24 protein-coding genes and 2 pseudogenes are annotated in these 25,050 nt (G+C 61.4%); 15 read left to right on the plus strand and 11 right to left on the minus strand.

Annotated features, from left to right (window positions below; translation table 11 throughout):
• Window positions 1–363: 363 nt before the first annotated feature.
• Entirely contained in the window at window positions 364–1,242 is an 879-nt protein-coding gene (locus AAC640_RS17155) for an SDR family NAD(P)-dependent oxidoreductase (RefSeq protein WP_340268490.1), read from the minus strand.
• A 194-nt stretch (window positions 1,243–1,436) separates the two neighbouring features.
• On the opposite strand from AAC640_RS17155, the gene AAC640_RS17160 reads away from it, so the two are divergent.
• From AAC640_RS17160 to AAC640_RS17180, 5 genes are all read left to right on the plus strand, one after another.
• Window positions 1,437–1,625, plus strand: coding sequence for a hypothetical protein (locus AAC640_RS17160; RefSeq protein ID WP_340268492.1), 189 nt, complete (start codon window positions 1,437–1,439; stop codon window positions 1,623–1,625).
• A gap of 238 nt (window positions 1,626–1,863) precedes the next feature.
• Window positions 1,864–3,264 (plus strand): aromatic ring-hydroxylating oxygenase subunit alpha, encoded by a 1,401-nt coding sequence (locus AAC640_RS17165; RefSeq protein WP_340268494.1) that lies wholly within the window; start codon window positions 1,864–1,866, stop codon window positions 3,262–3,264.
• 4 nt (window positions 3,265–3,268) lie between these two features.
• Entirely contained in the window at window positions 3,269–4,924 is a 1,656-nt protein-coding gene (locus AAC640_RS17170) for a methylmalonyl-CoA mutase family protein (RefSeq protein WP_340268496.1), read from the plus strand.
• Window positions 4,921–5,328 carry a cobalamin B12-binding domain-containing protein gene (locus tag AAC640_RS17175; RefSeq protein ID WP_340268498.1) on the plus strand — a complete coding sequence of 136 codons (408 nt, stop codon included), beginning with the start codon at window positions 4,921–4,923 and terminating at the stop codon, window positions 5,326–5,328. The genes AAC640_RS17170 and AAC640_RS17175 overlap by 4 nt, the downstream gene beginning before the upstream one ends.
• Complete coding sequence (locus AAC640_RS17180) at window positions 5,325–5,672, plus strand: Rieske (2Fe-2S) protein (protein WP_340268500.1); 348 nt, start codon at window positions 5,325–5,327, stop codon at window positions 5,670–5,672. The genes AAC640_RS17175 and AAC640_RS17180 overlap by 4 nt, the downstream gene beginning before the upstream one ends.
• A gap of 147 nt (window positions 5,673–5,819) precedes the next feature.
• Here the strand turns inward: AAC640_RS17180 and AAC640_RS17185 are convergent, their stop codons facing one another.
• Entirely contained in the window at window positions 5,820–6,245 is a 426-nt protein-coding gene (locus AAC640_RS17185) for an SRPBCC family protein (RefSeq protein ID WP_340268502.1), read from the minus strand.
• A complete protein-coding gene (locus AAC640_RS17190) occupies window positions 6,242–7,153 on the minus strand; it encodes a TIGR03619 family F420-dependent LLM class oxidoreductase (RefSeq protein ID WP_340268504.1) in 912 nt (303 codons plus the stop codon). The genes AAC640_RS17185 and AAC640_RS17190 overlap by 4 nt, the downstream gene beginning before the upstream one ends.
• A 288-nt stretch (window positions 7,154–7,441) precedes the next feature.
• Here AAC640_RS17190 and AAC640_RS17195 point away from each other — a divergent pair, with 288 nt between their 5' ends.
• A complete protein-coding gene (locus AAC640_RS17195) occupies window positions 7,442–7,945 on the plus strand; it encodes an SRPBCC family protein (RefSeq protein ID WP_340268506.1) in 504 nt (167 codons plus the stop codon).
• 54 nt (window positions 7,946–7,999) lie between these two features.
• Window positions 8,000–8,578: a nuclear transport factor 2 family protein gene (locus AAC640_RS17200; protein WP_340268508.1), complete on the plus strand. Its 579-nt coding sequence runs from the start codon at window positions 8,000–8,002 to the stop codon at window positions 8,576–8,578.
• 97 nt (window positions 8,579–8,675) lie between these two features.
• Here the strand turns inward: AAC640_RS17200 and AAC640_RS17205 are convergent, their stop codons facing one another.
• From AAC640_RS17205 to AAC640_RS17215, 3 genes are all read right to left on the minus strand, one after another.
• Window positions 8,676–9,425, minus strand: a complete 750-nt coding sequence (locus AAC640_RS17205; RefSeq protein ID WP_340268510.1) for a glucose 1-dehydrogenase — start codon at window positions 9,423–9,425, stop codon at window positions 8,676–8,678.
• Window positions 9,426–9,481: 56 nt separating this feature from the next.
• Window positions 9,482–9,868: a nuclear transport factor 2 family protein gene (locus tag AAC640_RS17210; RefSeq protein ID WP_340268512.1), complete on the minus strand. Its 387-nt coding sequence runs from the start codon at window positions 9,866–9,868 to the stop codon at window positions 9,482–9,484.
• 284 nt (window positions 9,869–10,152) lie between these two features.
• Entirely contained in the window at window positions 10,153–11,313 is a 1,161-nt protein-coding gene (locus AAC640_RS17215; protein WP_340268514.1) for an acetyl-CoA C-acetyltransferase, read from the minus strand.
• A 523-nt stretch (window positions 11,314–11,836) separates the two neighbouring features.
• Between AAC640_RS17215 and AAC640_RS17220 the strand changes: the two genes are divergently transcribed.
• From AAC640_RS17220 to AAC640_RS17235, 4 genes are all read left to right on the plus strand, one after another.
• Window positions 11,837–13,237 (plus strand): aromatic ring-hydroxylating oxygenase subunit alpha, encoded by a 1,401-nt coding sequence (locus tag AAC640_RS17220; RefSeq protein WP_340268494.1) that lies wholly within the window; start codon window positions 11,837–11,839, stop codon window positions 13,235–13,237.
• A gap of 4 nt (window positions 13,238–13,241) precedes the next feature.
• Window positions 13,242–14,897, plus strand: coding sequence for a methylmalonyl-CoA mutase family protein (locus AAC640_RS17225; protein ID WP_340268496.1), 1,656 nt, complete (start codon window positions 13,242–13,244; stop codon window positions 14,895–14,897).
• On the plus strand, window positions 14,894–15,301 hold the full coding sequence (locus tag AAC640_RS17230; RefSeq protein ID WP_340268498.1) for a cobalamin B12-binding domain-containing protein: 408 nt from the start codon (window positions 14,894–14,896) through the stop codon (window positions 15,299–15,301). Before AAC640_RS17225 ends, AAC640_RS17230 begins: the two co-directional genes overlap by 4 nt.
• A 79-nt stretch (window positions 15,302–15,380) precedes the next feature.
• Window positions 15,381–15,806, plus strand: a complete 426-nt coding sequence (locus AAC640_RS17235; RefSeq protein ID WP_340268516.1) for a nuclear transport factor 2 family protein — start codon at window positions 15,381–15,383, stop codon at window positions 15,804–15,806.
• 167 nt (window positions 15,807–15,973) lie between these two features.
• Here AAC640_RS17235 and AAC640_RS17240 read toward each other — a convergent pair whose 3' ends face one another.
• On the minus strand, window positions 15,974–16,687 hold the full coding sequence (locus AAC640_RS17240) for a LysR family transcriptional regulator substrate-binding protein (RefSeq protein ID WP_340268524.1): 714 nt from the start codon (window positions 16,685–16,687) through the stop codon (window positions 15,974–15,976).
• Window positions 16,688–16,699: 12 nt separating this feature from the next.
• Window positions 16,700–16,873 (minus strand): annotated as a pseudogene (locus AAC640_RS17245) (helix-turn-helix domain-containing protein); the annotation flags it as partial.
• Window positions 16,874–16,934: 61 nt separating this feature from the next.
• On the opposite strand from AAC640_RS17245, the gene AAC640_RS17250 reads away from it, so the two are divergent.
• The 3 genes from AAC640_RS17250 to AAC640_RS17260 are packed head-to-tail and all read left to right on the plus strand — an operon-like array spanning window position 16,935 to window position 21,579.
• Window positions 16,935–18,125, plus strand: coding sequence for an isovaleryl-CoA dehydrogenase (locus AAC640_RS17250; RefSeq protein ID WP_340268518.1), 1,191 nt, complete (start codon window positions 16,935–16,937; stop codon window positions 18,123–18,125).
• On the plus strand, window positions 18,122–19,723 hold the full coding sequence (locus tag AAC640_RS17255; protein WP_340268519.1) for a carboxyl transferase domain-containing protein: 1,602 nt from the start codon (window positions 18,122–18,124) through the stop codon (window positions 19,721–19,723). Before AAC640_RS17250 ends, AAC640_RS17255 begins: the two co-directional genes overlap by 4 nt.
• A gap of 5 nt (window positions 19,724–19,728) precedes the next feature.
• Window positions 19,729–21,579, plus strand: coding sequence for an acetyl/propionyl/methylcrotonyl-CoA carboxylase subunit alpha (locus AAC640_RS17260; RefSeq protein WP_340268520.1), 1,851 nt, complete (start codon window positions 19,729–19,731; stop codon window positions 21,577–21,579).
• 47 nt (window positions 21,580–21,626) lie between these two features.
• Here AAC640_RS17260 and AAC640_RS17265 read toward each other — a convergent pair.
• The 3 genes and pseudogenes from AAC640_RS17265 to AAC640_RS17275 all read right to left on the minus strand — a co-directional run.
• A pseudogene (locus tag AAC640_RS17265) lies at window positions 21,627–21,818 on the minus strand (hypothetical protein); the annotation flags it as partial.
• A gap of 216 nt (window positions 21,819–22,034) precedes the next feature.
• Window positions 22,035–23,129 (minus strand): Gfo/Idh/MocA family oxidoreductase, encoded by a 1,095-nt coding sequence (locus tag AAC640_RS17270; RefSeq protein ID WP_340268521.1) that lies wholly within the window; start codon window positions 23,127–23,129, stop codon window positions 22,035–22,037.
• Between the two features lie 61 nt (window positions 23,130–23,190).
• On the minus strand, window positions 23,191–23,649 hold the full coding sequence (locus AAC640_RS17275) for a hypothetical protein (protein ID WP_340268522.1): 459 nt from the start codon (window positions 23,647–23,649) through the stop codon (window positions 23,191–23,193).
• Window positions 23,650–23,913: 264 nt separating this feature from the next.
• Here AAC640_RS17275 and AAC640_RS17280 point away from each other — a divergent pair, with 264 nt between their 5' ends.
• Window positions 23,914–24,939 (plus strand): DUF7064 domain-containing protein, encoded by a 1,026-nt coding sequence (locus tag AAC640_RS17280; RefSeq protein ID WP_340268523.1) that lies wholly within the window; start codon window positions 23,914–23,916, stop codon window positions 24,937–24,939.
• The last annotated feature ends 111 nt before the right edge of the window (window positions 24,940–25,050 follow it).

Consider the following 25,050-nt stretch of genomic DNA (forward strand, 5'->3'; position numbering starts at 1 on the left):
CGATGTCGGCGAAGCCGGGATCAAAATCACAGGACAGCATTGAAGCACACGGTCCTGCCTGACAATAAGGCAGGACCGCTTTCCTATGGCTATGACGAGGGTTCCTGGGTTCCCGCACCGTGCGCCAGATATCCCATACGCCATTGTGATACGGACTCGCCTGTCCAGCGCCGACAGGATCGGCGGTATCTTGACGAGCGGTTCGCGCAAAGCCGATCCGGCGCAGCCGGATACGATGCCCACTCAGATTGAACAAATCCCGCCCATGTCGAAGTTACGCAGAAATTCCCCGCGGATAGTGACGAAGGATAACGGGGAACGAATGGCATACGCCAACTATCATCCGCTATGATGAGAGCGCCATCAGCTGGCGCGCTTCGCTCGGCTGCCGGGGACCATGTCATTCATGACGGCGTCAAATTCGCGGTCCGATGACGATCGTCGCAAATCGAGAAGCGGGATGGCATTTCCGACCGGATATCGCGCTTCCGGCTCGGCTGTTTCCAGCGCTTCCACTATGACTGCCGCGACGTCGTCCGGCGAGATCGTGCCGGCATCGGAGCCCTGTGAAAAGGCTCGATGTTGATTGAAATAGTCGCCGTAATTTCGTCGGCCTTCATCGTCGAGCTGAGCCAGGCTGTTATCCAGTTGGGCAACAAAGCCTTGGACCATGGCAGTTGCGATCGCGCCCGGCTCGATCAGAGACACAGGGACGCCCCACTGACCCGCTTCCAGCCGCATCGTGTCGGCAAGGCCCTCCAGCGCGAATTTCGAAGCCGTATAATGGCCTAACAGTGGCAGGGCCAACTTGCCCGCCATGGAACTTACAAAGATGAACCGTCCCTTATTGGCCCGCAGTTCAGGCAGCGTCGCCTGATAGACGGCGAGATTGGACAGGGTGTTGATCTCCATTGTCCGGCGAAACAGTGCCAGCGGCGCCGTCTCGAGTGGCCCGCACGGATTGACTCCCACGCAGCTGATGACGCCGGTCAATGGCTCGTCGCTACGGCCCAAAGCGTCCCTGACTTGCCGGGCGCCAATTTCAGCGGAAGAGAAATCCGCGACAAAGAGATTGGCCGCCCCAAAGCCGTCCTGCACCATCCGTTCCAGGTCAGCATCATCAAGCGCTGAACCCAGCACCTTGTAGCCGCGGTCTAGCAACTGGCGCGTAAGGCATCGACCCACCCCCCCCGAAGCGCCGATGACCAGTATCTTGCCTGATTGTCCTGACGTGGAAGGCATTGTTCATACTCTCCGGAAAAAGCGTTGATGAAGGGAGGTAGCAAGGATCTGCAATGTTGCGACCTGTCGTGTAGGATGCTGGGCCTATAATAAACACTGGCGCAAGGGAAGGCCGTCCGTGCCGAACTTTGCGAAGGCCCGCGACAGGAACCAATGGTTCGCTTGCATGATTGATGCAGGGAAAGGAAGCGATCATGAACGGCAAGAAGGATGCACCAGCACGGAGCGATCAGTCAGATACGCCCATGGAGCCAGATACACCCAGCGAGAATGTCACCGGCCTTGATCATGTGGGAAGTGATGATGCCAGCCAGCTGCCTGAAGAGAGCAGGGCGATTTCGCTGCCGATAGAAGAAGGCGACTTCAACGCCCAGACGCAATAATTCCGCCGGCACGCGGTTTGAATGGCACGATGAGCCTGGATGCTTCCTCATTCCAGGGTTGTCGACGCGTGTTCGGGAACATATGTTAGGCAATTAAGGCTGCTCTTAGGAAAGCCGCTCGCCTCAATTTGGCTCCCTATCCTGCCAGACCCCGTCTGCCGGGGTAAGGCCATATACACGTTGCGTTAGGCTGGCCGGGGCATTAGGTCCTACCTACTGTTTTTATGAGAGGCGTGTCATGGGATATGATTATCGGGTAGGGTTTGTGACCTACCCTGATGCGGAGCCGGGCAGTCCTGGTTCGAAGGCTCCTTATATTGATCATGGGACGGATCGGATTGATCCTCGTCGGTATTACAGTGCTGAGGAAGCGGCGCTGGAGTGGGATCATATGTGGACGAAGAGCTGGCTCTTTGTCGGGATCACGCAGGATTTGCCGGAGGTTGGGGACTGGTTCAAGGCGGATTATGGCAAGGAATCGTTCATCATTGTTCGCGATGGCGAGGGTGATGAGGGGGTTTCGGCCTTTTTCAATGTCTGCCCGCACCGCGGCAACCGGATCGTGCATAGCGATTTTGGCAGCGCGGGCGGTGACGCGGCGGCAGGTGGCTGCATTTTCACCTGCGACTTTCATGGTTGGAAGTTCGGGCTGGACGGGCGCAATGTGGAGATTCGCGACGAGATGATCTTCCGTCCCGAAGCGATCGCGCATCGCCCGGGTCTCAAGGCGGTGCGGTGCGGCGTGTGGAACAGCCTGGTGTTCATCAACATGGACCCGGATGCCAAGCCGCTGCTGGATCATCTGGACGTGATCCCTGCGCATCTGGCGCCTTATCCGTTCGAGAAATACCGGGTGATCCGGGACATCGAGACCTGCTGGGACGCGAACTGGAAGGTCGCGCTGGATGCGTTCATCGAATTTTACCATGCCGATGACGTGCATCCGCAGGTGGCGCCGTTCACCGAGACGCTGGGCTGCCAGTATGACCTTTACGGCAATGGCAACAGCCGGATGATCATTCCGATCGGGTCTGTCCCGGTGCGCTTCGAGGATCGCGAGACGGTACCCGAGGGGATGAAGGCTTTCCTGCAATTTTACGGCGGCAATCCCGACGACTTCCTGCATTTGAAGGGCCATGAATATAACAAGGCCTTCGCGCAGACGCGGCGCCAATGGGCCAAGCGGCATGGCTATGACCATTTCGACGCGATGACCGACGACCAGGTCAATGACGACTGGAACTATTTCATCTTCCCCAACATCACGATCAACGCGTTCAGCGACTCGCTGTTGCTGCAGATTTTCCGCCCGCATGAGACCGATCCGCGCAAGAGCTATTATCGCGCGATTTCGCTGTGCCTGCCGGTGGGCGGGTCGCAGGACATGGTGATGGATCCGGGCCAGTTTGGTCCCGAGGCGGTATCGCCTCCGGGTTGGGACGGGTCGATCCGGCCTGAGAAGATCGTGCCGCAGACGCTGGAGGAGTTCGGCTCGGTGCTGGCGCAGGACGCGGTGCGCGTTCCCGAGGTGCAGAAGGGCGTCGAATCCTCGGCCTTTGACGGCTATGTCCTGTCGGAATCGGAAAACCGCATCCGCCATTATCTGGCCGAGCTTGACCGCCTGATCGGCCGGAGCTGACGCCATGGACATGCCCAGCAGCGCGCCCAATCTGTTTGAGAGCGTCGAGAATCTCGAGATCAAATTGTCGCGTACGAAGACGTGGAGCGGGCTCGAGACCGACGCGGCCTATTTCCCGCCCGAGCGTGACGAGGCTTATGCGGAAAAGCTCGGCGATCCTGGCAGCTACCCCTTCACGCGGGGCGCCTATCCGCAGATGTATCGCAGCCGGATGTGGACGCTGCGCAACATCGTGGGCTACGGCTCGCCCGAGGATACGCGCCAGGGGCTGGAGATGGTGCTGCAGGCGGGCGGGACCGGGGTCAGCATCGTGCCTGACCCGCTGACGACGCAGAGCATCGATCCCGATCACCCCGCCTTTGGCCCCGAAGTGGGCCTGGAGGGCTGCTCGCTGCCCACGACCCGAGACATGGAGCGGCTGCTTGACGGGGTGGACCTGGCCAAGGTGGACACGGCCTGGCACTGGGCGGCGATGGCCTATCCGCTGGTCGCCTCGCTGCATGTGAAGCGGGGTCAGCCGCTCGCGACGCTGCAGGGGTCGAACATGCCCGACATGCTGCAGGAGACGCTGTGCGGCTGGGGCAAGCGGATCGCGCCGACCGAGCTGGCTCACCGCACCACGGTGGACGAGGTGGAGTTCAGCGTGCGCAACAGCCCGCGCTGGGCGCTGGGGATGCCGCAGGCCTATGACCTGCGCGAGCGGGGCCTGTCGCCTGCCGGGGAGATCGCGCTGGGCATGGCGATCATCAACAAGACGATGGAGGACCTGATCGCGCGGGGCCTGACGGTGGACGAGGTGGCGCCGAGCCTTGCCTGGGTGTCGACCTCGGACATCGACTTCTTCGAGGAGGTGGCGAAGTTCCGGGCGTTGCGGCGCACCTGGGCGCGCACGATGAAGGAGCGGTTCGGCTCGCGGGACATGCGCTCGCAGCGGCTGCGGATCGCCTGCCACACGTCGGGCAAGTCGCTGGTCTACAAGCAGCCGCTCAACAATTTGACGCGCACCGCGATCCAGAGCCTGGCGGCGCTGTGCGGGGGGGTGCAGTCGCTCGAGGCCTGCACGTTCGACGAGCCGGTCTGCGTGCCCACGCACGAGGCGCGCGAACTGGCGACGCGCCAGCAGCAGATCCTGGCCAACGAGGTGGGGGCCGCGCGGGTCGCCGATCCGTTCGGGGGCAGCTATTATATCGAGGCGCTGACCGACCAGGTGGAAGCGCAGGCGATGGCGATGCTGGCGCGGCTGGAGGAGAAGGGGCTGCTCGAAGCGATCGCCAGCGGCGATGTCGAGCGGATGATGGACGACTTCAACTTCGACCTGCAGACCGAGCTGGACAGCGGCGAGCGCGTCATGGTGGGGGTCAACCGCTTTGTGCCCGAGGACGAGCCGGCGCCGACCCGGTTCCGGTTCGACCGGACCAACACCCATGCGCATATCCGCCGGTTCAGCGAACTCAAGCAGCAGCGCGACCAGGCCGGCTGGTCGGCCTCGCTCCAGAGCGTCTATGCGGTCGCGCGGGCGGGCAACAATCCGATGCAGGCGATGATCGACGCGTTCATCGCCGATGCCAGCATCGGCGAGATCTGGGGGACGGTGCGGGTGGCGCACGGCTATGACTATGACCCCTATGGCCACATCCAGGCGCCGTTGAGCTACCTATGAGCAGACCCAATACCGTACGCTGCATGCTGGGCATGCTGGGCACCGACGTGCATTCCAAGGGCATCCGCACGCTGGCGCGGCTGCTCGACGAGGCCGGCGGCATCGATGTCGACTATATCGGCGAACATAACAGCGTCGAAGGCATGGCCAGCGCCGTGGCCGAGCGCAAGGCCGACATCGTCGGCCTCAGCTTCTCCTCGGCCGCCTATGTCGAATATACCCGCCAGCTCATCGATGCGATGAAGGCCAGGGGCGTCGGCCACGTCCCCGTCATCCTGGGCGGCATCATCCACCCCGACGATGTCGACGAACTCAAGCAGATCGGCGTCGCCGCCGTCTTCGGCGCAGGCGCCAAAACACAGGACATCATCGCCTTCGTACAAAATACAACCAAACTGAAATGATGCATTTCGTTGATGTCTGTGCGCTCGAGGATATTCCCAACGGCAAGCATCGTGCCTTTGTCATTGAAGGCGTGTCTATCCTCATTTTCCGCATCAATACCGAAGTTCACGCGCTGGAAAATCGCTGTACCCATCTCGATTTTCCCCTTGAGGGTGGACGGCAGATCGGGTCGCACATCATTTGTCGCAAGCATGGCGCCCGTTTCGACATATGCACCGGCAAGGCTGTCGTGGGACCGGCCGTAGATGCGGTCCGTCGGTTCGAAGTGCGGATCCATCACGGCCGGGTCGAGGTGCAGCCCGGCAAGGCGCGCCACAGCCACCCCTTCGGGAAGGCGGTCTAGGCGTTTTTCAAGCAGGTGAATCATCTGCTGGCTCACCAAAGGCGCTAACAAAGACCCGGCGCCTATGGGCCGACGCGGTCGGATCGGGAACATGCTCCAGAAATAACGGCCTGCGTCTAGCTCGGCAGGCGCTCACCCGCATTTTCCTCAAGCGGGAGGAGGCATTAAAGCCTGACGAAGATGCTCGATACGTTGAGGATAATAGGTCTGCAGATAGGCGTCGAGCGCCTCTGCATCGACGCGTTTCGGATCGACCCCTGATATCCAGGTCAAATTGGTTTGGCCCTTGTCCCCTGCAGCGAGGCTGATCGTTCCGCTCAGTCCGTTGGCCGCCGGGTTGCTACCGTCGATGACCGCATATCGCAGGACGTGCTGATCATTATCCAGAAATTCCAGCCTTTCCGCCGCCCAGAAATCGGTGAAATATACCGTGCGTACCGACCCGACGCCTTCGCCAACGGTTTCGCAACGCTCCACGAGAGGATGCCAGCGCATCAGGTTGGGAAAGTCCGCGATCATCGACCAGACCTCACCCAGCGGCGCGTCGATCGTGGCATTGAGAGTGATCGTCATTCATCTGCTCCATCATGCAGGCACATGGGAAGGGCCTTCGCGATTCTCTTTATCGCAGTCTTGACTGCGCCCGGGTCTCGGCAATTCAACGCGAAAAGCATGTCGGTTGCCCCCGCGGTGCGATAGTCCTCAACCACCCGCCTGATCTCGTCCGGCTGCTCCGTCGCGATGGCTGCCTTACGCTCGCTCTCTGTAACAGTCTCTCCGTCGAAGGCGATGTTGACGCGCATGCTCGCGGTAAGCAGCCCGGAATCTCGACCCAATGAATCCGCCTGCCGACGGATGTCGTCGAACATCATGCGGAATTGTCCGGGGCTGAGCGCCAGGGCCTGCCAATCGTCTCCAACCCGGGCCGTGCGGCGCAGGGCTGCCGGGCTGATCCCGCCGATGGAGATGGGGATCGAGGCGCCGAATGGCTTGGGTGCGGTATGAACGTCGCCGAAAGCCCAGTTCACTCCATCATGATCCGCAGATTCGCGCGACCAGAGTGTCCGGATGATGTCGATGGCCTCGTCCGTCAACGCGCCGCGTTGGCCCCATGGGATGCCAAGCGCCTCGAATTCCTCGGGCACGTTGCCGATACCAACGCCCAGGGTCGCGCGTCCCTCTGACAGATGATCGAGGGTGGCGAAATATTTCGCCACGAAGAAGGGGTTGTGGAACGGCAGGACGAGAATGGACGTGCCCAGACGAACCCGCGAGGTTCGAACGGCCAGGGCCGAAAGGATCGACAAGGCGCTATAATAGGGACCATTCCCAATCCGGTCCCGCACATAGCTGACGTTGACCAGATGCTCGGACGTCCACAAGGAGTGGAAGCCCAGCTCCTCCGCCAGAACGCCGATCTCGATCAGCTCCCGGGCGTCGGCGATGCCCCAGTTGTTGGGAATGGAAAGGCCGATCTTCACCTGTATCTCTCCGGAAGGGGACCGGAACGGGTCACCCCGCTAGTCTGATCCTTATGGATATGTGCCAGCCATGCCCCGTCTCGTTATTGATGTCCAGATCAGGTGCATATCAGGGCAATTTCGGGTCGGCGGACAGGATTTTCGCGGTAAATCCTTGTCCGTTCAAAAACTCGGCCTAGCCATTTGAGAAGGTTTGACTATCATAGTACCGATATCCTATATGCAGGGTCAACGACAAACGGGCTGGCAGAGCGATTGATGCCAGGCTCAAAAATACGGAGACATACGATGGCGAAGGTTCACAGAGTTGCCGGCTATCACCAAGGCAAGATCAACGCGAACATTGAAGACGTCTGGGCGCTGGTGATGAACTGGGGAAGCCTTGCCTGGTATGATGACGGCTCCAACTCCGAAGGCATGAAGGTCATGGACTGCTGGCTGGAAGGCGAACTGGATGCCGTGCCCCGGACGAGGGTGATGTCCCGCGGGGAAGGCGCCGCGGAACTGGGCGCCCCAGTCGAAAATCGCGAAGTGCTGCTCGTCGCGGACCCGGTGGCGCACCGGCTCTATTATGACGCGACGGACGGTTTTGCCGAGGGGATCCGCAATTATATGGCGAGCTGGACCCTGGATGAACTGGATGATGGCGGTTGCATGATGACCATCTCGTCGACTTTCGATTGCGTGCCGGCAGAGATTGGTGAGCAGCAGTCTGCTATGCTCCACGGCGTCTATGTGTCAATCGTTTCCAGTCTCGACAAACATTTCGCCAAGGCGCGGGCAACTGCATGATAGACTTCGGCATCATGCTCCTGGCTGATCTAACCTGATGGGGAAGATACGACATTGAGCGATCAATCGCCCGAGGTCACGCAATTGCTGGATCGACAGCAGATAACGGATGTGATCCATCGCTATTGTCGCGCGGCGGATCGACTGGATGTTGAACTGATAAAGATCACATTCTGGGAGGACGGTGCTTTCGATGGGGGCCCTTCGGAAGGACCCCTTCTGGAAATCATCGCGCCTTTCTTCGAGAATGTGGTCCGCCATATGTGGGCGACGAGCCATCATGGCGTCTCCAACATCCTCATCGAACTGGATGGCGACCAGGCCTTTGTGGAGACTTATCTGACGGCGCTTCACCTGTCGCACCCGAACCACGAAAGTCGCGCCGCGCTGCTAGGCGAGGAAAACGCTCTGGCTGCGGGTTTCAAAGACGATGACGTCGCCGAGTTTACGTTTGGCGGGCGCTATATCGACCTGTTCCAACGTCGAAATGGGGAATGGCGCATCTTCAGGCGGAAGATTGTACCGGACTGGAATCGCGTCGCGCTTTACAGTGGGATCACCGCCGGCGGGCAATATGATCTGTTGCGCCATCGCCCGAGCCGGGATTTTCGTGACCCGGTCTATTCGCGATAAGGCGATCATCAACAAGCTCCCGTGCGGACAGGTAGGCCACCGCACGATTGTTGCGGTCGGACCTCTTGCCGACCGCAACCACTGCTGACAGATCCTCTTACTGGGCGGTCAATCCGCCATCGGCCGGGATCGCCGCCCCGGTCACGAAGCTGGAGGCATCGGATGCGAGAAACGCAAAGACACTGGCGATTTCCGACGGCGCCGCCCCCCGATTAAGCGGCATGCGCGCAATAAAGAGGTCGGCATCCGATCCCAACTGCTTCATCGTGGCTTCCACCATCGGCGTCAGCACCACGCCGGCATGGACCGAATTGACCCTGATCTTGGATGGCGCCAGTTCGATCGCCGCTGCCTTGGTCATGCCGGTGACGGCGAATTTGGACGCGCAATAATCCATGTTGTTCGCTGCGCCGACCAGGCCGTAGCCGGATGAATTGTTGACGATCGAACCGCCCCCGGCACGGAGCATCGAAGGCACAACGATTTTGGTGCCCAGGAACACACCATCCTGGTTGATGGCGCAGACCGTCCGATATTCTTCCAGCGTCATATCGACAAGCGGCTTCCAGTGGCCGGGATGTCCTGCATTGTTCACCAGGACGTTGACCGCACCAAAGGCGGTTTCCGTCTCTTCGACTGTGCGCTCCCAATCGGCGGCCTTGGTCACGTCCAGGCGCGAAAAACGGACCCGGTCACCCAATTCCTTGGCAAGCGCCTCGCTCGCCTCGACCTGGATGTCGCCGATCGTGACGCTGGCCCCGAGTTGATGGAACAACCGCACGGCCGCGGCACCGATACCGCTCGCTCCGCCCGTGATGATGGCAACTCTGCCGGTAAGATCAAACATTACTCATCCTCTCAATTATCGCGATCTGCTTCAAAAACACGGAGCGGCGGAAAGCTTCAGCTCAGCACCTCGTCCGCAAGCTTTGTGTCTATCAGTTCCCGCATCTTCAGGATCTTGTCGCCCCTGAAGTGGCAGAATACCGCATAATCGCCATCGAACCGCTTGCCGTTCACCAGCTCGCATTTGCCCGAGAACATGGCGGACACGATGTCGCCTTCCTCGACCAATTCCTGAAAGGTGAATTCTCCCGGACGTACCAGCGCTGATGAAAAGGCTTCGAGCTGTCCCAGGATGTCGCTCAATGTCCTCGTGCCGCGCAATACAGTGCTGCCGAGAAACTCATGCGTAAAATCCTCGGTGACGAAGGCGAGCAGCGATTCGCCATCACCTTTACCGACAGCCGTGATATAGCCGCGAACCGCCTGCTTCTTTACACTTTCCATCTGTTCCACTCTATCTGTTGAACTGTGATTTCGCGTCATTCCGGCGAATAGCCATCATCGCTTGGGGTTCGGCTATCCATTCCTGTCCTGGCCGCGCTTCAGTAGGTCGGCAATATACTTCGGCCGGCTTGGGACACGCCGGCGCGTCAGCGATACAGATCGTATTTCAAATCCATAAACCACACTAGAATCGAATATTTGCCAGTGATCCTGATGAATCTGAAGTTCGTTCAACGCCTAGCCCACAGCGTGACGAACTTCAGATTCGGGTTACTGGATGATCGTCACAATGCCTCGACGATTGTCACATTCGCCTGGCCGCCGCCCTCGCACATCGTTTGCAGGCCATATTTGGCACCCCGGGCCCGCAGCGCATGTATCAATGTCGCCATCAGCTTGGTTCCCGAAGATCCGACGGGATGGCCGAGCGCGATCGCACCGCCATTGACGTTCATCTTCATCGGATCGGCGCCGGTATGTTTCAGCCAGGCGAGTGGAACCGGAGCAAAGGCTTCATTGACTTCGAACAGGTCTATGTCGCCAATGGTCATGCCGGCCCGCTTGAGGGCCTTGTCCGTGGCGTATAGCGGCTCTTCCAGCATGATGATCGGGTCGCCGGCGGTGACCATGAAGCTCGCGATCCGGGCGATCGGCGTCAGCCCATATTCCTTGAGCGCCTTTTCCGAAACAACCATGACGGCCGATGCGCCATCCGTGATCTGCGAGGATGTCGCAGCCGTGATGAGGCCGCCTTCCATCACGGGCTTTACCCCTGCCATGGCTTCCAGCGAGGCGTCCCAGCGAATTCCTTCGTCCTTGACATGGACATCGGTGGAACCATCGGGGAGGGTGATTGTGATGGGCACGATTTCCGCCTCGAACGCGCCAGAATTGGTCGCGGCGATCGCGCGGCGATGGCTCTCCAGACCAAATGCGTCCAGGTCCTGGCGGGTGAAGCCCCACTTCTTGGCGATCATCTCGGCGCCGCCGAACTGGCTGAAATCCTTGATGCCATAACGGTCGCGGATCGCCTGGATCATGGGCGTGGCGCCTTCGGCACTGTTGGTGGCCGAACCGAGCGGAACCCGGCTCATGCTTTCGACACCAGCGGCGATCACCACATCCTGCGTTCCCGACATGACCGCCTGGGCAGCGAACTGCACCGCCTGCTGGGACGATCCGCACTGGCGGTCGATCGTCACCGACGGCACCGTTTCGGGCAGGCTAGAAGCAAGCACGGCGAAGCGGGCGACTTGGCGGGACTGCTCGCCCACCTGCGTGACGCATCCCAGGATCACATCGTCTATGACCTCGGCCGGAACGCCTGACTTGGCGACGACCGCGTCCAGAACCTTGGCGGCGAGTTCGACCGGATGCCGGCCGGAAAGCCTTCCATTGCGCCGCCCGCCAGCGGTTCGAACGGCGGCCACGATATAGGCGTTCATATGCTTTCCTTTACACTCTCGTCTGGCTCGGTTGCGCGCTTGCCGCCGGTTGCCTCCGGCGCTTTGGTCACATTGCTCGACATCCTCGTATAGGCATTCGCCGGGGCTCTGTAAACGATTAGGTCCTACATCCTGTTTTGTACGATTGGCTGGAGGATTGCAGGGGTGCGTCCAGATGATTTTCGGTCAACCGGCCCGCGACCTGGGGTGATTGCCTCCCAAGCGGACGGCGTGACCCGCCCCTGGACGACGGGGTTGGTCGGCGTCGGTGGGGTGCCTGGCACCTCGGCCTGAAAATTGATGGATGCACGTCGATCCGTCCTGTCATACATTGGCACGCGTACGGGTTCGTGCGGGCGTTTCGTGAGTCGGCTCCTGGCGGCATGGATAACCGGAATGGGATCGCCCTTGTCGCTGCCGATGCGGGCGGTTTGCGCCCGCGTGCCAGCGACCGCATGACGAAGATTGCATTGTCATGTGCAAAGCATTAGGTCCTACCTACTGTTTTTATGAGAGGCGTGTCATGGGATATGATTATCGGGTAGGGTTTGTGACCTACCCTGATGCGGAGCCGGGCAGTCCTGGTTCGAAGGCTCCTTATATTGATCATGGGACGGATCGGATTGATCCTCGTCGGTATTACAGTGCTGAGGAAGCGGCGCTGGAGTGGGATCATATGTGGACGAAGAGCTGGCTCTTTGTCGGGATCACGCAGGATTTGCCGGAGGTTGGGGACTGGTTCAAGGCGGATTATGGCAAGGAATCGTTCATCATTGTTCGCGATGGCGAGGGTGATGAGGGGGTTTCGGCCTTTTTCAATGTCTGCCCGCACCGCGGCAACCGGATCGTGCATAGCGATTTTGGCAGCGCGGGCGGTGACGCGGCGGCAGGTGGCTGCATTTTCACCTGCGACTTTCATGGTTGGAAGTTCGGGCTGGACGGGCGCAATGTGGAGATTCGCGACGAGATGATCTTCCGTCCCGAAGCGATCGCGCATCGCCCGGGTCTCAAGGCGGTGCGGTGCGGCGTGTGGAACAGCCTGGTGTTCATCAACATGGACCCGGATGCCAAGCCGCTGCTGGATCATCTGGACGTGATCCCTGCGCATCTGGCGCCTTATCCGTTCGAGAAATACCGGGTGATCCGGGACATCGAGACCTGCTGGGACGCGAACTGGAAGGTCGCGCTGGATGCGTTCATCGAATTTTACCATGCCGATGACGTGCATCCGCAGGTGGCGCCGTTCACCGAGACGCTGGGCTGCCAGTATGACCTTTACGGCAATGGCAACAGCCGGATGATCATTCCGATCGGGTCTGTCCCGGTGCGCTTCGAGGATCGCGAGACGGTACCCGAGGGGATGAAGGCTTTCCTGCAATTTTACGGCGGCAATCCCGACGACTTCCTGCATTTGAAGGGCCATGAATATAACAAGGCCTTCGCGCAGACGCGGCGCCAATGGGCCAAGCGGCATGGCTATGACCATTTCGACGCGATGACCGACGACCAGGTCAATGACGACTGGAACTATTTCATCTTCCCCAACATCACGATCAACGCGTTCAGCGACTCGCTGTTGCTGCAGATTTTCCGCCCGCATGAGACCGATCCGCGCAAGAGCTATTATCGCGCGATTTCGCTGTGCCTGCCGGTGGGCGGGTCGCAGGACATGGTGATGGATCCGGGCCAGTTTGGTCCCGAGGCGGTATCGCCTCCGGGTTGGGACGGGTCGATCCGGCCTGAGAAGATCGTGCCGCAGACGCTGGAGGAGTTCGGCTCGGTGCTGGCGCAGGACGCGGTGCGCGTTCCCGAGGTGCAGAAGGGCGTCGAATCCTCGGCCTTTGACGGCTATGTCCTGTCGGAATCGGAAAACCGCATCCGCCATTATCTGGCCGAGCTTGACCGCCTGATCGGCCGGAGCTGACGCCATGGACATGCCCAGCAGCGCGCCCAATCTGTTTGAGAGCGTCGAGAATCTCGAGATCAAATTGTCGCGTACGAAGACGTGGAGCGGGCTCGAGACCGACGCGGCCTATTTCCCGCCCGAGCGTGACGAGGCTTATGCGGAAAAGCTCGGCGATCCTGGCAGCTACCCCTTCACGCGGGGCGCCTATCCGCAGATGTATCGCAGCCGGATGTGGACGCTGCGCAACATCGTGGGCTACGGCTCGCCCGAGGATACGCGCCAGGGGCTGGAGATGGTGCTGCAGGCGGGCGGGACCGGGGTCAGCATCGTGCCTGACCCGCTGACGACGCAGAGCATCGATCCCGATCACCCCGCCTTTGGCCCCGAAGTGGGCCTGGAGGGCTGCTCGCTGCCCACGACCCGAGACATGGAGCGGCTGCTTGACGGGGTGGACCTGGCCAAGGTGGACACGGCCTGGCACTGGGCGGCGATGGCCTATCCGCTGGTCGCCTCGCTGCATGTGAAGCGGGGTCAGCCGCTCGCGACGCTGCAGGGGTCGAACATGCCCGACATGCTGCAGGAGACGCTGTGCGGCTGGGGCAAGCGGATCGCGCCGACCGAGCTGGCTCACCGCACCACGGTGGACGAGGTGGAGTTCAGCGTGCGCAACAGCCCGCGCTGGGCGCTGGGGATGCCGCAGGCCTATGACCTGCGCGAGCGGGGCCTGTCGCCTGCCGGGGAGATCGCGCTGGGCATGGCGATCATCAACAAGACGATGGAGGACCTGATCGCGCGGGGCCTGACGGTGGACGAGGTGGCGCCGAGCCTTGCCTGGGTGTCGACCTCGGACATCGACTTCTTCGAGGAGGTGGCGAAGTTCCGGGCGTTGCGGCGCACCTGGGCGCGCACGATGAAGGAGCGGTTCGGCTCGCGGGACATGCGCTCGCAGCGGCTGCGGATCGCCTGCCACACGTCGGGCAAGTCGCTGGTCTACAAGCAGCCGCTCAACAATTTGACGCGCACCGCGATCCAGAGCCTGGCGGCGCTGTGCGGGGGGGTGCAGTCGCTCGAGGCCTGCACGTTCGACGAGCCGGTCTGCGTGCCCACGCACGAGGCGCGCGAACTGGCGACGCGCCAGCAGCAGATCCTGGCCAACGAGGTGGGGGCCGCGCGGGTCGCCGATCCGTTCGGGGGCAGCTATTATATCGAGGCGCTGACCGACCAGGTGGAAGCGCAGGCGATGGCGATGCTGGCGCGGCTGGAGGAGAAGGGGCTGCTCGAAGCGATCGCCAGCGGCGATGTCGAGCGGATGATGGACGACTTCAACTTCGACCTGCAGACCGAGCTGGACAGCGGCGAGCGCGTCATGGTGGGGGTCAACCGCTTTGTGCCCGAGGACGAGCCGGCGCCGACCCGGTTCCGGTTCGACCGGACCAACACCCATGCGCATATCCGCCGGTTCAGCGAACTCAAGCAGCAGCGCGACCAGGCCGGCTGGTCGGCCTCGCTCCAGAGCGTCTATGCGGTCGCGCGGGCGGGCAACAATCCGATGCAGGCGATGATCGACGCGTTCATCGCCGATGCCAGCATCGGCGAGATCTGGGGGACGGTGCGGGTGGCGCACGGCTATGACTATGACCCCTATGGCCACATCCAGGCGCCGTTGAGCTACCTATGAGCAGACCCAATACCGTACGCTGCATGCTGGGCATGCTGGGCACCGACGTGCATTCCAAGGGCATCCGCACGCTGGCGCGGCTGCTCGACGAGGCCGGCGGCATCGATGTCGACTATATCGGCGAACATAACAGCGTCGAAGGCATGGCCAGCGCCGTGGCCGAGCGCAAGGCCGACATCGTCGGCCTCAGCTTCTCCTCGGCCGCCTATGTCGAATATACCCGCCAGCTCATCGATGCGATGAAGGCCAGGGGCGTCGGCCACGTCCCCGTCATCCTGGGCGGCATCATCCACCCCGACGATGTCGACGAACTCAAGCAGATCGGCGTCGCCGCCGTCTTCGGCGCAGGCGCCAAAACACAGGACATCATCGCCTTCGTACAAAATACAACCAAACTGAAATGATGGGCCTCTGGGAAATTAGCGGTGCATCTGGTTTGCATGGAGAGGCACCAGAAGGGCTTCATCAAAGGAGATGATGACAATGAACGCAGAAGACCGCCTGGCGATTCAGGAACTCAACTTCAAATACGCACTTTATATCGATACGTTCGACCCTGAAAACTGGGCGCAGGTTTTTGCGTCTGATGCGATCCTCGACGAAAGTGAGTTTTTCGAAGATGCCTGCTTCGAAGGTCGGGATGCAATCTACGCCTATGGCGCCAAGATTCGGGAAAATGTTCACCACCTGGTGCACCTGATCACCAATCATATCGTTTCCGGCCTCACGGCGACCTCGGCCCGCGGAACATCCTTTGCGCTCGTTGAAACGATGCGCAAAAACGGTGAACGCGTGCGTTTCCACGTCCGATATGATGATGAATATGTGAAGGCGGGCGACGTGTGGACGATCGCGAAAAGGAAGTTGCGCAAGTCATTCCCACCGGAGAATGTAATCTCCGCGACGTGATCTCGTGATCCCGCCGGGCCATTTCGCCGACATCTGATTTTCTGACGAGGATCTTGGCGACAGTTTAGAGCATAGTCCGATCTGACTGGATCGGATTATGCTCAATTCATCTCGTATTTTCCGAATTTTCCAAGTCAGCAGATGATGCCATCCGCTTCGAAAATGCTCTAAATCTGGGACATTGTCCGTCTATCCAGCAATTCGAGGGTATTCGCGCGGATCGCTGCTGAAAAGCGGCGGAGGCACTGGCTGTCGCGCACCCGGTTTCCCTCTCCTGATTCAAACATCAGACCGATCTTGCGACGCTGATCAAATCCGGCAAGCGTGGGCATGACAATGCCAGATTGGGCGAAGCAGCGCGGCATGACGGTCACGCCCAGGCCGGATCGAACAAACGCGACCGCGCGGTCGTCATTGGTCGTCCGCGCGGCGAAGAAGGGGCGAATGCCCCGTTGGGTGAAAAAGCGACTTATATCGGGAAGAGCTTCACAGTTACGGCGCACGATCATCTCGGCATTGGCGACCTCTTCGGGCTCGACAATTTTGCGATAAGCCAGTGGATGCGTATTCCAAAGCGCCAGAGCATAATTTTCTTCGAACAGGACTTCATGCTGGTGCGCGTCATTACGGATTACACCTATGATCGCATCTATCCGACCTCGTTCCAGCCGCGGCAGAAGATCACGCATACGCCCTTCAACGATCTCCAGCCGCTCTCCTTCGACTTGGCAGGCCTCATGCGTTGCGGCCTCGACCCAGGACGAGGGGAGGGTGGAAATAATCCCCAAACGGATGAGTTTGCTTTGTCGATCGACCGCCATGGCCTGCATGGCCTTTGCGAATTCAGCTTCGATCCGCCGCGCGTGGGTGGCGAAGGTCACCCCGAAACTGGTCAGTTCCACACGCCGGTTGGTGCGGTGGAAGAGAATATGCCCCGCCAGTGACTCCAATTTTGCAATTCCCACGGACAAGGTGGGCTGGGATACGCCGCACAATTGAGCAGCGCGCGAGAAATTCCCCTGATCCACGACCGCCAGAAAATAGTGAATGAGATAGCGTTCTATCATAGACCAGCTCTATGATATGATTGCGGCAGGGTCAATTTTTCGCAAGGCTTTACACCTGCTAATGGTGCCCTACTATCCACCGCTGGAGAGGCAAGTGACGCCCGATTTTGATTTCGCGCTAGGCGAAAATGCCGACATGATCCGTCAAAGCACGGCCCGGTTCGCGGCTGATCGCATCGCTCCGCTCGCGGTCAGGATCGACGCGGACGACTGGTTCCCGCGCGACGAATTGTGGACCGCGATGGGCGACCTGGGCCTTCACGGCATCACCGTGGAGGAAGAATGGGGCGGCGTGGGCCTCGGCTATCTCGAACATGTCATCGCCTGCGAAGAGGTCAGCCGCGCATCGGCATCGATCGGGCTAAGCTATGGTGCCCACTCCAACCTGTGCGTCAACCAGATCCGCCGCTGGGGCAATGAGGAGCAGAAGGCGAAATATCTGCCCAGGCTGGTTTCCGGCGAACATGTCGGCAGCCTCGCCATGTCGGAAGCGGGCGCCGGTTCGGACGTCGTATCGATGAAGCTCAGGGCGCGCGAGACTGACAGGGGCTATGTGCTGGACGGCACGAAATTCTGGATCACCAACGCACCCTATGCGGACACGCTGGTCGTCTATGCCAAGACGGGGGAGGGCAGCAAGGGCATCACCGCTTTCCTTATCGAAAAGGACATGCCCGGATTTTCGATCGGGCAGAAAATCGACAAGGTCGGCATGCGGGGGTCGCCGACGGCGGAGCTGGTGTTCGACGGCTGCGAAGTACCGCGCGAGAATGTCATGGGGCCGCTCCATGGCGGCGTGAAGGTGTTGATGAGCGGACTCGATTATGAGCGCGCGGTTCTATCCGGCATCCAGCTCGGCATCATGCAGGCGTGCCTTGATACGGTGATCCCCTATGTTCGCGAGCGCAGGCAGTTCGGCCAGCCGATCGGTTCTTTCCAGCTGATGCAGGCCAAGGTCGCCGACATGTATGTCGCGCTCAATTCGGCGCGGGCCTATGTCTATGCGGTGGCCAAAAGCTGCGATGCCGGCAAGACAACCCGCTTCGACGCCGCGGGCGCGATCCTGCTGGCGAGCGAGAATGCCATGAAGGTCGCGCTGGAGGCGGTGCAGGCGCTGGGGGGCGCCGGATATACAAAGGATTGGCCGGTCGAACGCTATATGCGCGACGCCAAGCTGCTCGACATCGGTGCAGGGACCAACGAGATCCGCCGCATGCTGATCGGCCGCGAGCTGATTGGAGCCGGGCGATGACCGCCTGCCTTCTCGAAACGGCTGTCGCCTTGGAGAGTGAGACGTTCCAGGCCAATGCGGCGCATAACCGCTTGCTTGCCGAGCGGTTGCGCGCCGATGTCGCAGCGGCTGCGCTGGGGGGCGGCGCGCATGCGCGCGAGCGGCATGTCAGCCGGGGGAAGCTGCTGCCGCGCGATCGTGTCGAAAATCTGCTGGACGTGGGCAGTCCCTTCCTGGAAATCGGCCAGCTCGCCGCCAATGGCCTGTATGGCGGAGATGTCGCGGGGGCGGGGATCGTCGCGGGGATAGGCCGCGTTGCGGGCCGGCAGGTCATGATCGCCGCCAATGACGCGACCGTGAAGGGCGGCACCTATTATCCGCTGACCGTCAAGAAGCATTTGCGCGCGCAGGAAATTGCCCTCGAAAACAATCTGCCCTGCATCTACCTTGTCGACAGCGGCGGGGCGAACCTGCCACATCAGGCCGATGTGTTTCCCGACCGCGACCATTTCGGCCGCATCTTCTACAATCAGGCGCAGATGTCATCGCGGGGAATTCCACAGATCGCCTGCGTCATGGGCAGCTGCACGGCGGGGGGCGCCTATGTCCCCGCCATGTCGGACGAAACGGTGATCGTCCGCAACCAGGGCACGATTTTCCTGGCCGGGCCGCCGCTGGTGCAGGCGGCGACGGGCGAGGTGATCACGGCTGAAGATCTGGGCGGCGGCGACCTGCATGGCCGCAGGTCGGGCGTGGTCGACCATGTTGCCGAGAATGACGAACATGCGCTAAGCATCGTGCGCGACATCGTCGGCACGCTGGCGCCGCAGGACATGGCGCCTGTCAATCTGCGGGAACCGGTTCCTCCCAGATATGATCCGGCCGAGCTGTACGGCATCGTCCCCCCGGATGTGCGCGCGCCCTATGATGTGCGCGAAGTTATCGCGCGGATCGTGGATGGCAGCGAATTTCATGAGTTCAAGGCGCTGTACGGCACGACATTGGTGTGCGGCTTTGCCCATATCTGGGGCATGCCGGTTGCGATCCTTGCCAATAATGGCGTGCTGTTCAGCGAAAGTGCGGTCAAGGGCGCGCATTTCATCGAACTGGCCTGCCAGCGCCGTATCCCGCTGTTGTTCCTGCAGAATATCTCCGGTTTCATGGTTGGTGGCAAATATGAGGCGGAAGGCATCGCCAAGCATGGCGCGAAGCTGGTGACGGCGGTCGCGACGGCCAGCGTGCCCAAGATCACGGTCCTGATCGGCGGCAGCTTTGGCGCCGGCAATTACGGCATGTGCGGCAGGGCCTATCGGCCGCGCTTCCTCTTTACCTGGCCCAACAGCCGCATATCGGTGATGGGCGGGGAACAGGCGGCGAGCGTGCTGGCGACCGTCCATCGCGATGCATCCAAATGGACCGCCGAGCAAGCCGAGACCTTCAAGGCGCCGATTCGGCGCAAATATGAGGAAGAGGGCAATCCCTGGCACGCGACCGCGCGCATGTGGGACGATGGCATCATCGACCCTGCCCAGACCCGCGATGTGCTGGGCCTTGCTTTCGCCGCCACCCTCAACGCTCCTATCCCCGAACGCCCGTCGTTCGGGCTGTTCCGGATGTAAGTCGCGTGATTCAGTCCCTCCTGATCGCCAACCGTGGTGAAATCGCATGCCGGGTCATCAAGACGGCGCGCCGTCTCGGCATTCGCACGATCGCCATCTATTCCGATGCGGACGCGCAGGCGCTGCACGTGCGCGAAGCGGATGACGCCATCCATATCGGCGCGTCGCCGGTGCGTGAAAGCTATTTGCTGGGCGATCGCATCATTGCCGCGGCCCTGCAATCGGGCGCCGAGGCCATTCATCCGGGCTATGGGTTTCTTTCGGAAAATGCCCAGTTCGCCCAGGCCGTCATGGACGCCGGGCTGCTGTGGGTCGGTCCCGACCCGTCGAGCATCACCGCGATGGGCCTCAAGGACGCGGCCAAGGCGCTGATGTCCGATGCCGGCGTGCCGGTTACGCCAGGCTATCTCGGGGAAAATCAGGATAGCCTCTTCCTTGCAACCCAGGCGGAAGCAATCGGCTATCCTGTCCTGATCAAGGCGGTCGCCGGCGGTGGCGGTAAGGGCATGCGCCTCGTCGAGGCGGCATCGGAATTTGCCGACGCGCTGACTTCCTGCCAGCGCGAGGCGGCATCCTCCTTCGGCAACGCCCATGTCCTGATCGAAAAGTTCATCCAGCGCCCGCGCCATATCGAGGTGCAGGTGTTCGGCGACAGGCATGGCAACATCGTCCATCTGTTCGAACGCGACTGCTCGCTGCAGCGGCGGCACCAGAAGGTGATAGAGGAAGCCCCCGCGCCAGGCATGGACGCCGCCACGCGCGAGGCCCTGTGCGCTGCCGCCGTGCGCGCGGCAAAGGCGGTCGACTATGTCGGCGCCGGCACCATAGAGTTCATAGCCGATGCGTCGGAAGGGCTGAGGGCGGACCGCATCTGGTTCATGGAAATGAACACCCGCCTTCAGGTCGAGCATCCCGTGACTGAGGCGATCACGGGTCAGGACCTGGTCGAATGGCAATTGCGGGTCGCTTCGGGTGAACCGCTGCCCTGCGCGCAGGATGACCTTTCCATCTCGGGCTGGGCGATGGAGGCGCGCCTGTACGCCGAAGACCCGGCCAAGGGGTTCCTGCCGTCGATCGGCAGGCTCGACGCCTTCCATCTCGGCGATACGGTGCGCGTTGACACCGGCGTCGCGCAAGGGGCGGTCATCTCACCCTATTATGACCCGATGATCGCCAAACTGATCGCCCATGGCCGCACCCGCGAAGAGGCGCGCATCGCGCTGGCGGCGGCGCTGGACCGATCGGTGGTTTGGCCGCTGCGCACCAATGCGGGCTTCCTGGTGAAGGTGCTCGCCCGTCGGGACTTTGCCGGCGGCGCTGTCGATACCGGGCTGATCGCCCGCGAAGGCGAGCGGCTGATGCCGGCCATGCTGCCGAGCGAAGCGCTTCTGAAAGCCGCCAGTGCTCGCCTGAGCGGTGCGGGCGCGCTTTGCGGCTTCCGCCTCAACGGCCCCCGCCGCCCGCGCGGACGCGTTCTGGTGGACGGCCTTCCGGTAGAGGTGGATCTGGACGCAGGCGGCTCCAGCCTCGCTGCCCCGGCGCTGACACGGCTGCTGGTGACCGAGCATGGACGAAGCTGGGAGATCCGACCGTTCCGGGCATCGGCCGGCGGCGCTGCGGCGGCCGGCGACGGCGCAATCCTCGCGCCCATGCCCGGTCGGATCATCGCCGTAAGCGTCGCGCAGGGTGACAAGGTCATCAAGGGGCAGAAGCTCGTTACCCTGGAGGCCATGAAGATGGAACATGGCCTGGTGGCACCATTTGACGGCACCGTTGAGGACTTGCCATTCGATGAGGGCGCGCAGGTCCAGGAGGGCACATTGCTGGTCCGTATCGTCGCTGACGACGCGGATTGAGCGGTAGGTTTTCGGTAAGTGGCAGGAGATCGGACAGCCACCGCGTGCTCCCAATCAAGCCCCATGGCGATGATCCCGTCCAGCGCCGCGCCATCGTCCTGTGCCCCCAGCAATGCGCCGCCGATTTCGGCAAAGGATTTCAGAGTGTCCCGCACGGCCGCCTTTTCGTCGGCGATCCTGGTGCTGCAAAGGCGCTCGGACGCTCGATAGAAGCGGCCCACGATGCGGTCATGGGTTTCCTCGCATTCCCGTTAATCCCCTCTCCGGGAACCGGCGCGATCATGTCCGCCGACCGGCCACCCCCTCGCGCCCGAGTATCACAGGCACGCGGCGGTAACCGAGTCGGATCCGCCTCGCGACGATCTTGTGCACACGCTGTCGAACCTCGGTAAAGCAAAAGCTGCGATCTCATCTCATTGCGGGACTACTCTGCCGGTGATGGGGTGCCATGGCGATCACAGGTAAGATTGGCGCGTTCCGGTATCCGCCGCCTTTCGTACCGCGTCCAGCATCTTGTAGCGCAGGACCGCATGGGCGAAATCTGGCGCTCGGTTCCCGCCGTCGCGCATGTCCGCAACGATATGGGCATAGGCTTGCGCGACATTGAGCGCGACGCCCTTGGGTCTACCCGGCGCCCAATAGCATTGCTCGGGCGTGGGCAGTGGGGCCTGCGCCTCTCCCGCCTTGGCGCCAGATACCGACAGCGGCACCAGTTCGCCGAAGCCGTTTGGCGCGGTTACGGTGATGTCTCCCTTCGTTCCGTTGATTTCCCACAGAAAATTGGTCCCCGTCGACATGCCGCCGCGATAATGGACGGAAAGCATGGCACCTGACTGGAAACATCCAGCAATGAGGATCTGGTCTGGCGTGTCCAGCTTTTGAACGCGGTCGGTGCCATGGATGAGCGATTGTGTCCTGCGTTGCGCGGTCTGTGCGACGAGATGATCGAGTTCGCCAAGGCAAAAACATACGCCGTCCAGCGTATGGCCAAAGGGGATCTGGAGCATGCCTGCCCCGGATTTGACATCGAGCACATAGGCGTCATGGGGCATTACGACCGGACCCCAGATACCACCCGACGCGATGATGGAAGAGGACAGGACATCCCCCACATAGTCTTGGGTTATAAGGTTACGGATATGATTGAATTCCGGGCCCGAACGCGCTTGCAGGCCAGTAAAGTTGCGAACACCCGCGCTCCTGGCTTTTTCGGCGAGCTTTTCGGTTTCTGCCAGTCCGTTGCCGAGCGGCCATTCGCATAGCACCGCCTTGCCGGCATCGATCGCCATGGACACAAGGTCAAAATGAAGCGGGACCTTGACGTTGACGACCACGAGATCGACATCGTCACGCGCAACCAGTTCGGCGGCATTGTCATAGGCCGGAACGCCGAAAAACTGGGCGGCCTTGTCCGCCGTCTCGCGGCGGGAGGTGGATACCGCCCGTAGTTCAAGATCCGGCGACGCCTGTATTGCGGGCATATGCGCGTCCAGCGCCCATCCGCGTTCCGGACTGCCGCCGATAATTCCGATGCCAATGGGCTTTGCCATTTCTCATGTCCTTTTCGTTCGCGATTGCCATGATCGGCGGGTGTTCCGGCCTTGTCGGATTCTAGTCCGACCTGTCGGCCCGCCTGCCGGGCAGCAACTGGTTCATCATCTCGTCCATCTCTCGATCGGTCGAGCCATTGCGCCCCTCGAATAGCTTTATCGCGCCGCCAATGGGATAGCGCGCGTCAGAGGTCGCGACTTCAAGCACGTCGATGATGGATTGCGCAACCTGATCCCGCGAAAGCACGATGATATCCGTTGTTTTGCCAATCGTCTTCTGTTGGGCGAAATACTGGCCGTAATTTTCTCGTTTGGCATCGTCCAGCAGCGCGAGCTGGTCAGCAAGCTGAGCGCCAAATTCGCGGGCCATTTTCGTGGCGATGGCGCCGGGCTGGCCCGTCTCGATCACCGCGCGTTTAATGGGACCATAACGCCCCAATGCCCCGGCCTCCGCCTTGCTGCTTTGCGCCGCGGTCTTGCGTCCATCGGAGTCCACGACACAGACATGCGATGTTTCCATCGACAGGTCGATTCCGGCATAGTGACTCTTGGCTGCTTCCTTCAGGCTTCGACAATCAGAAGGTCCGCTGTTTTGCCAGCCCGAGGAAGCAGCCACAGATTGCACGATGACCTGTTATCTGGTTCAGCTTATTGAGTGGTTGAGCCGAGGACCGAGGGGTGTTTCAAGGTTGCAGGAGGGGCCTGAGCGCGTCTATGGCGCAATCGAGCACAGGATGCTCCCGCGGCGGCCGCGGTGGCTCATCCAGGACAACGGGAGAAAGACATGTCCACCGGTACCCAGCAGCAGGTTTTCTGGGAACAGCAGAACCGATCGTTCAGCGAACCCACGCCCGCGTGCGACCTGTTACACCCGGAGGCGCGAGAGGGCGAGACCGATCCGGCGCTCACGGAGACCCAGTATTTCGGATTCAGCGTCCCCGAGGAGCAGATCCACGGCCTGACATACCTCTGGCACCACCCGAACCTCGGCGTCGTCAGCGGCGGCGTATTTGCCTGGCGCGGCGTCAAGCGTGGGCCTCTGGAGGCGGAACTGTTCGACATGATAACCTTCGCCTCTGACGATTGCCTGGCCGGAGACCTTTACGATTACAAGCTGCCCAACGGCTATCACGTCACGACGGAGGAGCCGATGCGCAGGCATCGGCTGCGCTACGCGGACCCCAGCCGGGGCAACGCGCTCGACATTTCTCTTGAGGCGGTGATGCCGGCCATGGTGCTCGCTAACGGCCACCACCTTGAGCAGGCGATGCGCACCACCGGCGAACTGACGCTGGGCGGCAAGACCTACCCCGTCGAAGGGTATAACGTCCGCGACCGCACCTGGTCAGAGCTGCGGCGTGATACGTTGCAGCCGGGGGGCATGCCGCCGATCGACTGGATGACGGGCGCCTTCGGTGACGACTTCAGCTTCGGCTGCACCGCGCAGGACAACCTCGACTCCAACCCGGACTGGAAGGGCGTCATCGAGGCGTCGCCCGGCGATCCGCTCAAGCTCGGTTGGGTGTGGCGCGACGGCGAGTTGACCCCGCTGGTCTCCTCACGCAAGCGCAGCCGGCGTTCGGCGGGCACCCTCTTTCCCGAAGCCGTCGAGATGGAGCTGACGGACGCCCGCGGCCGAACCTACGAGATGAAGGGCACGATCGTTGCCGCCTGTCCCTGGTACCCGTGGCCTACCCTCGAGGCGGTCATCTGCTCGGTGCGCTGGGAGTGCGAGGGCCGCACGACCTATGGCGAGCTGCAGCGCGGACTGCGGCCCGATTACATCCGCGCGTTCAGGGATTGGGCGTGAATACCGTGATGATCTGCTCAACCGAAGACCGCTTATACCAACCACCAGTGATGCTGACTCACGAGGGGGATTCCCAAGGCGGTAAATTTCTGAATCTATGGCTTCTCGTTG

It is taken from the genome of Sphingobium mellinum, assembly GCF_037860795.1.
Classification (GTDB): Bacteria; Pseudomonadota; Alphaproteobacteria; order Sphingomonadales; family Sphingomonadaceae; genus Sphingobium; species Sphingobium mellinum.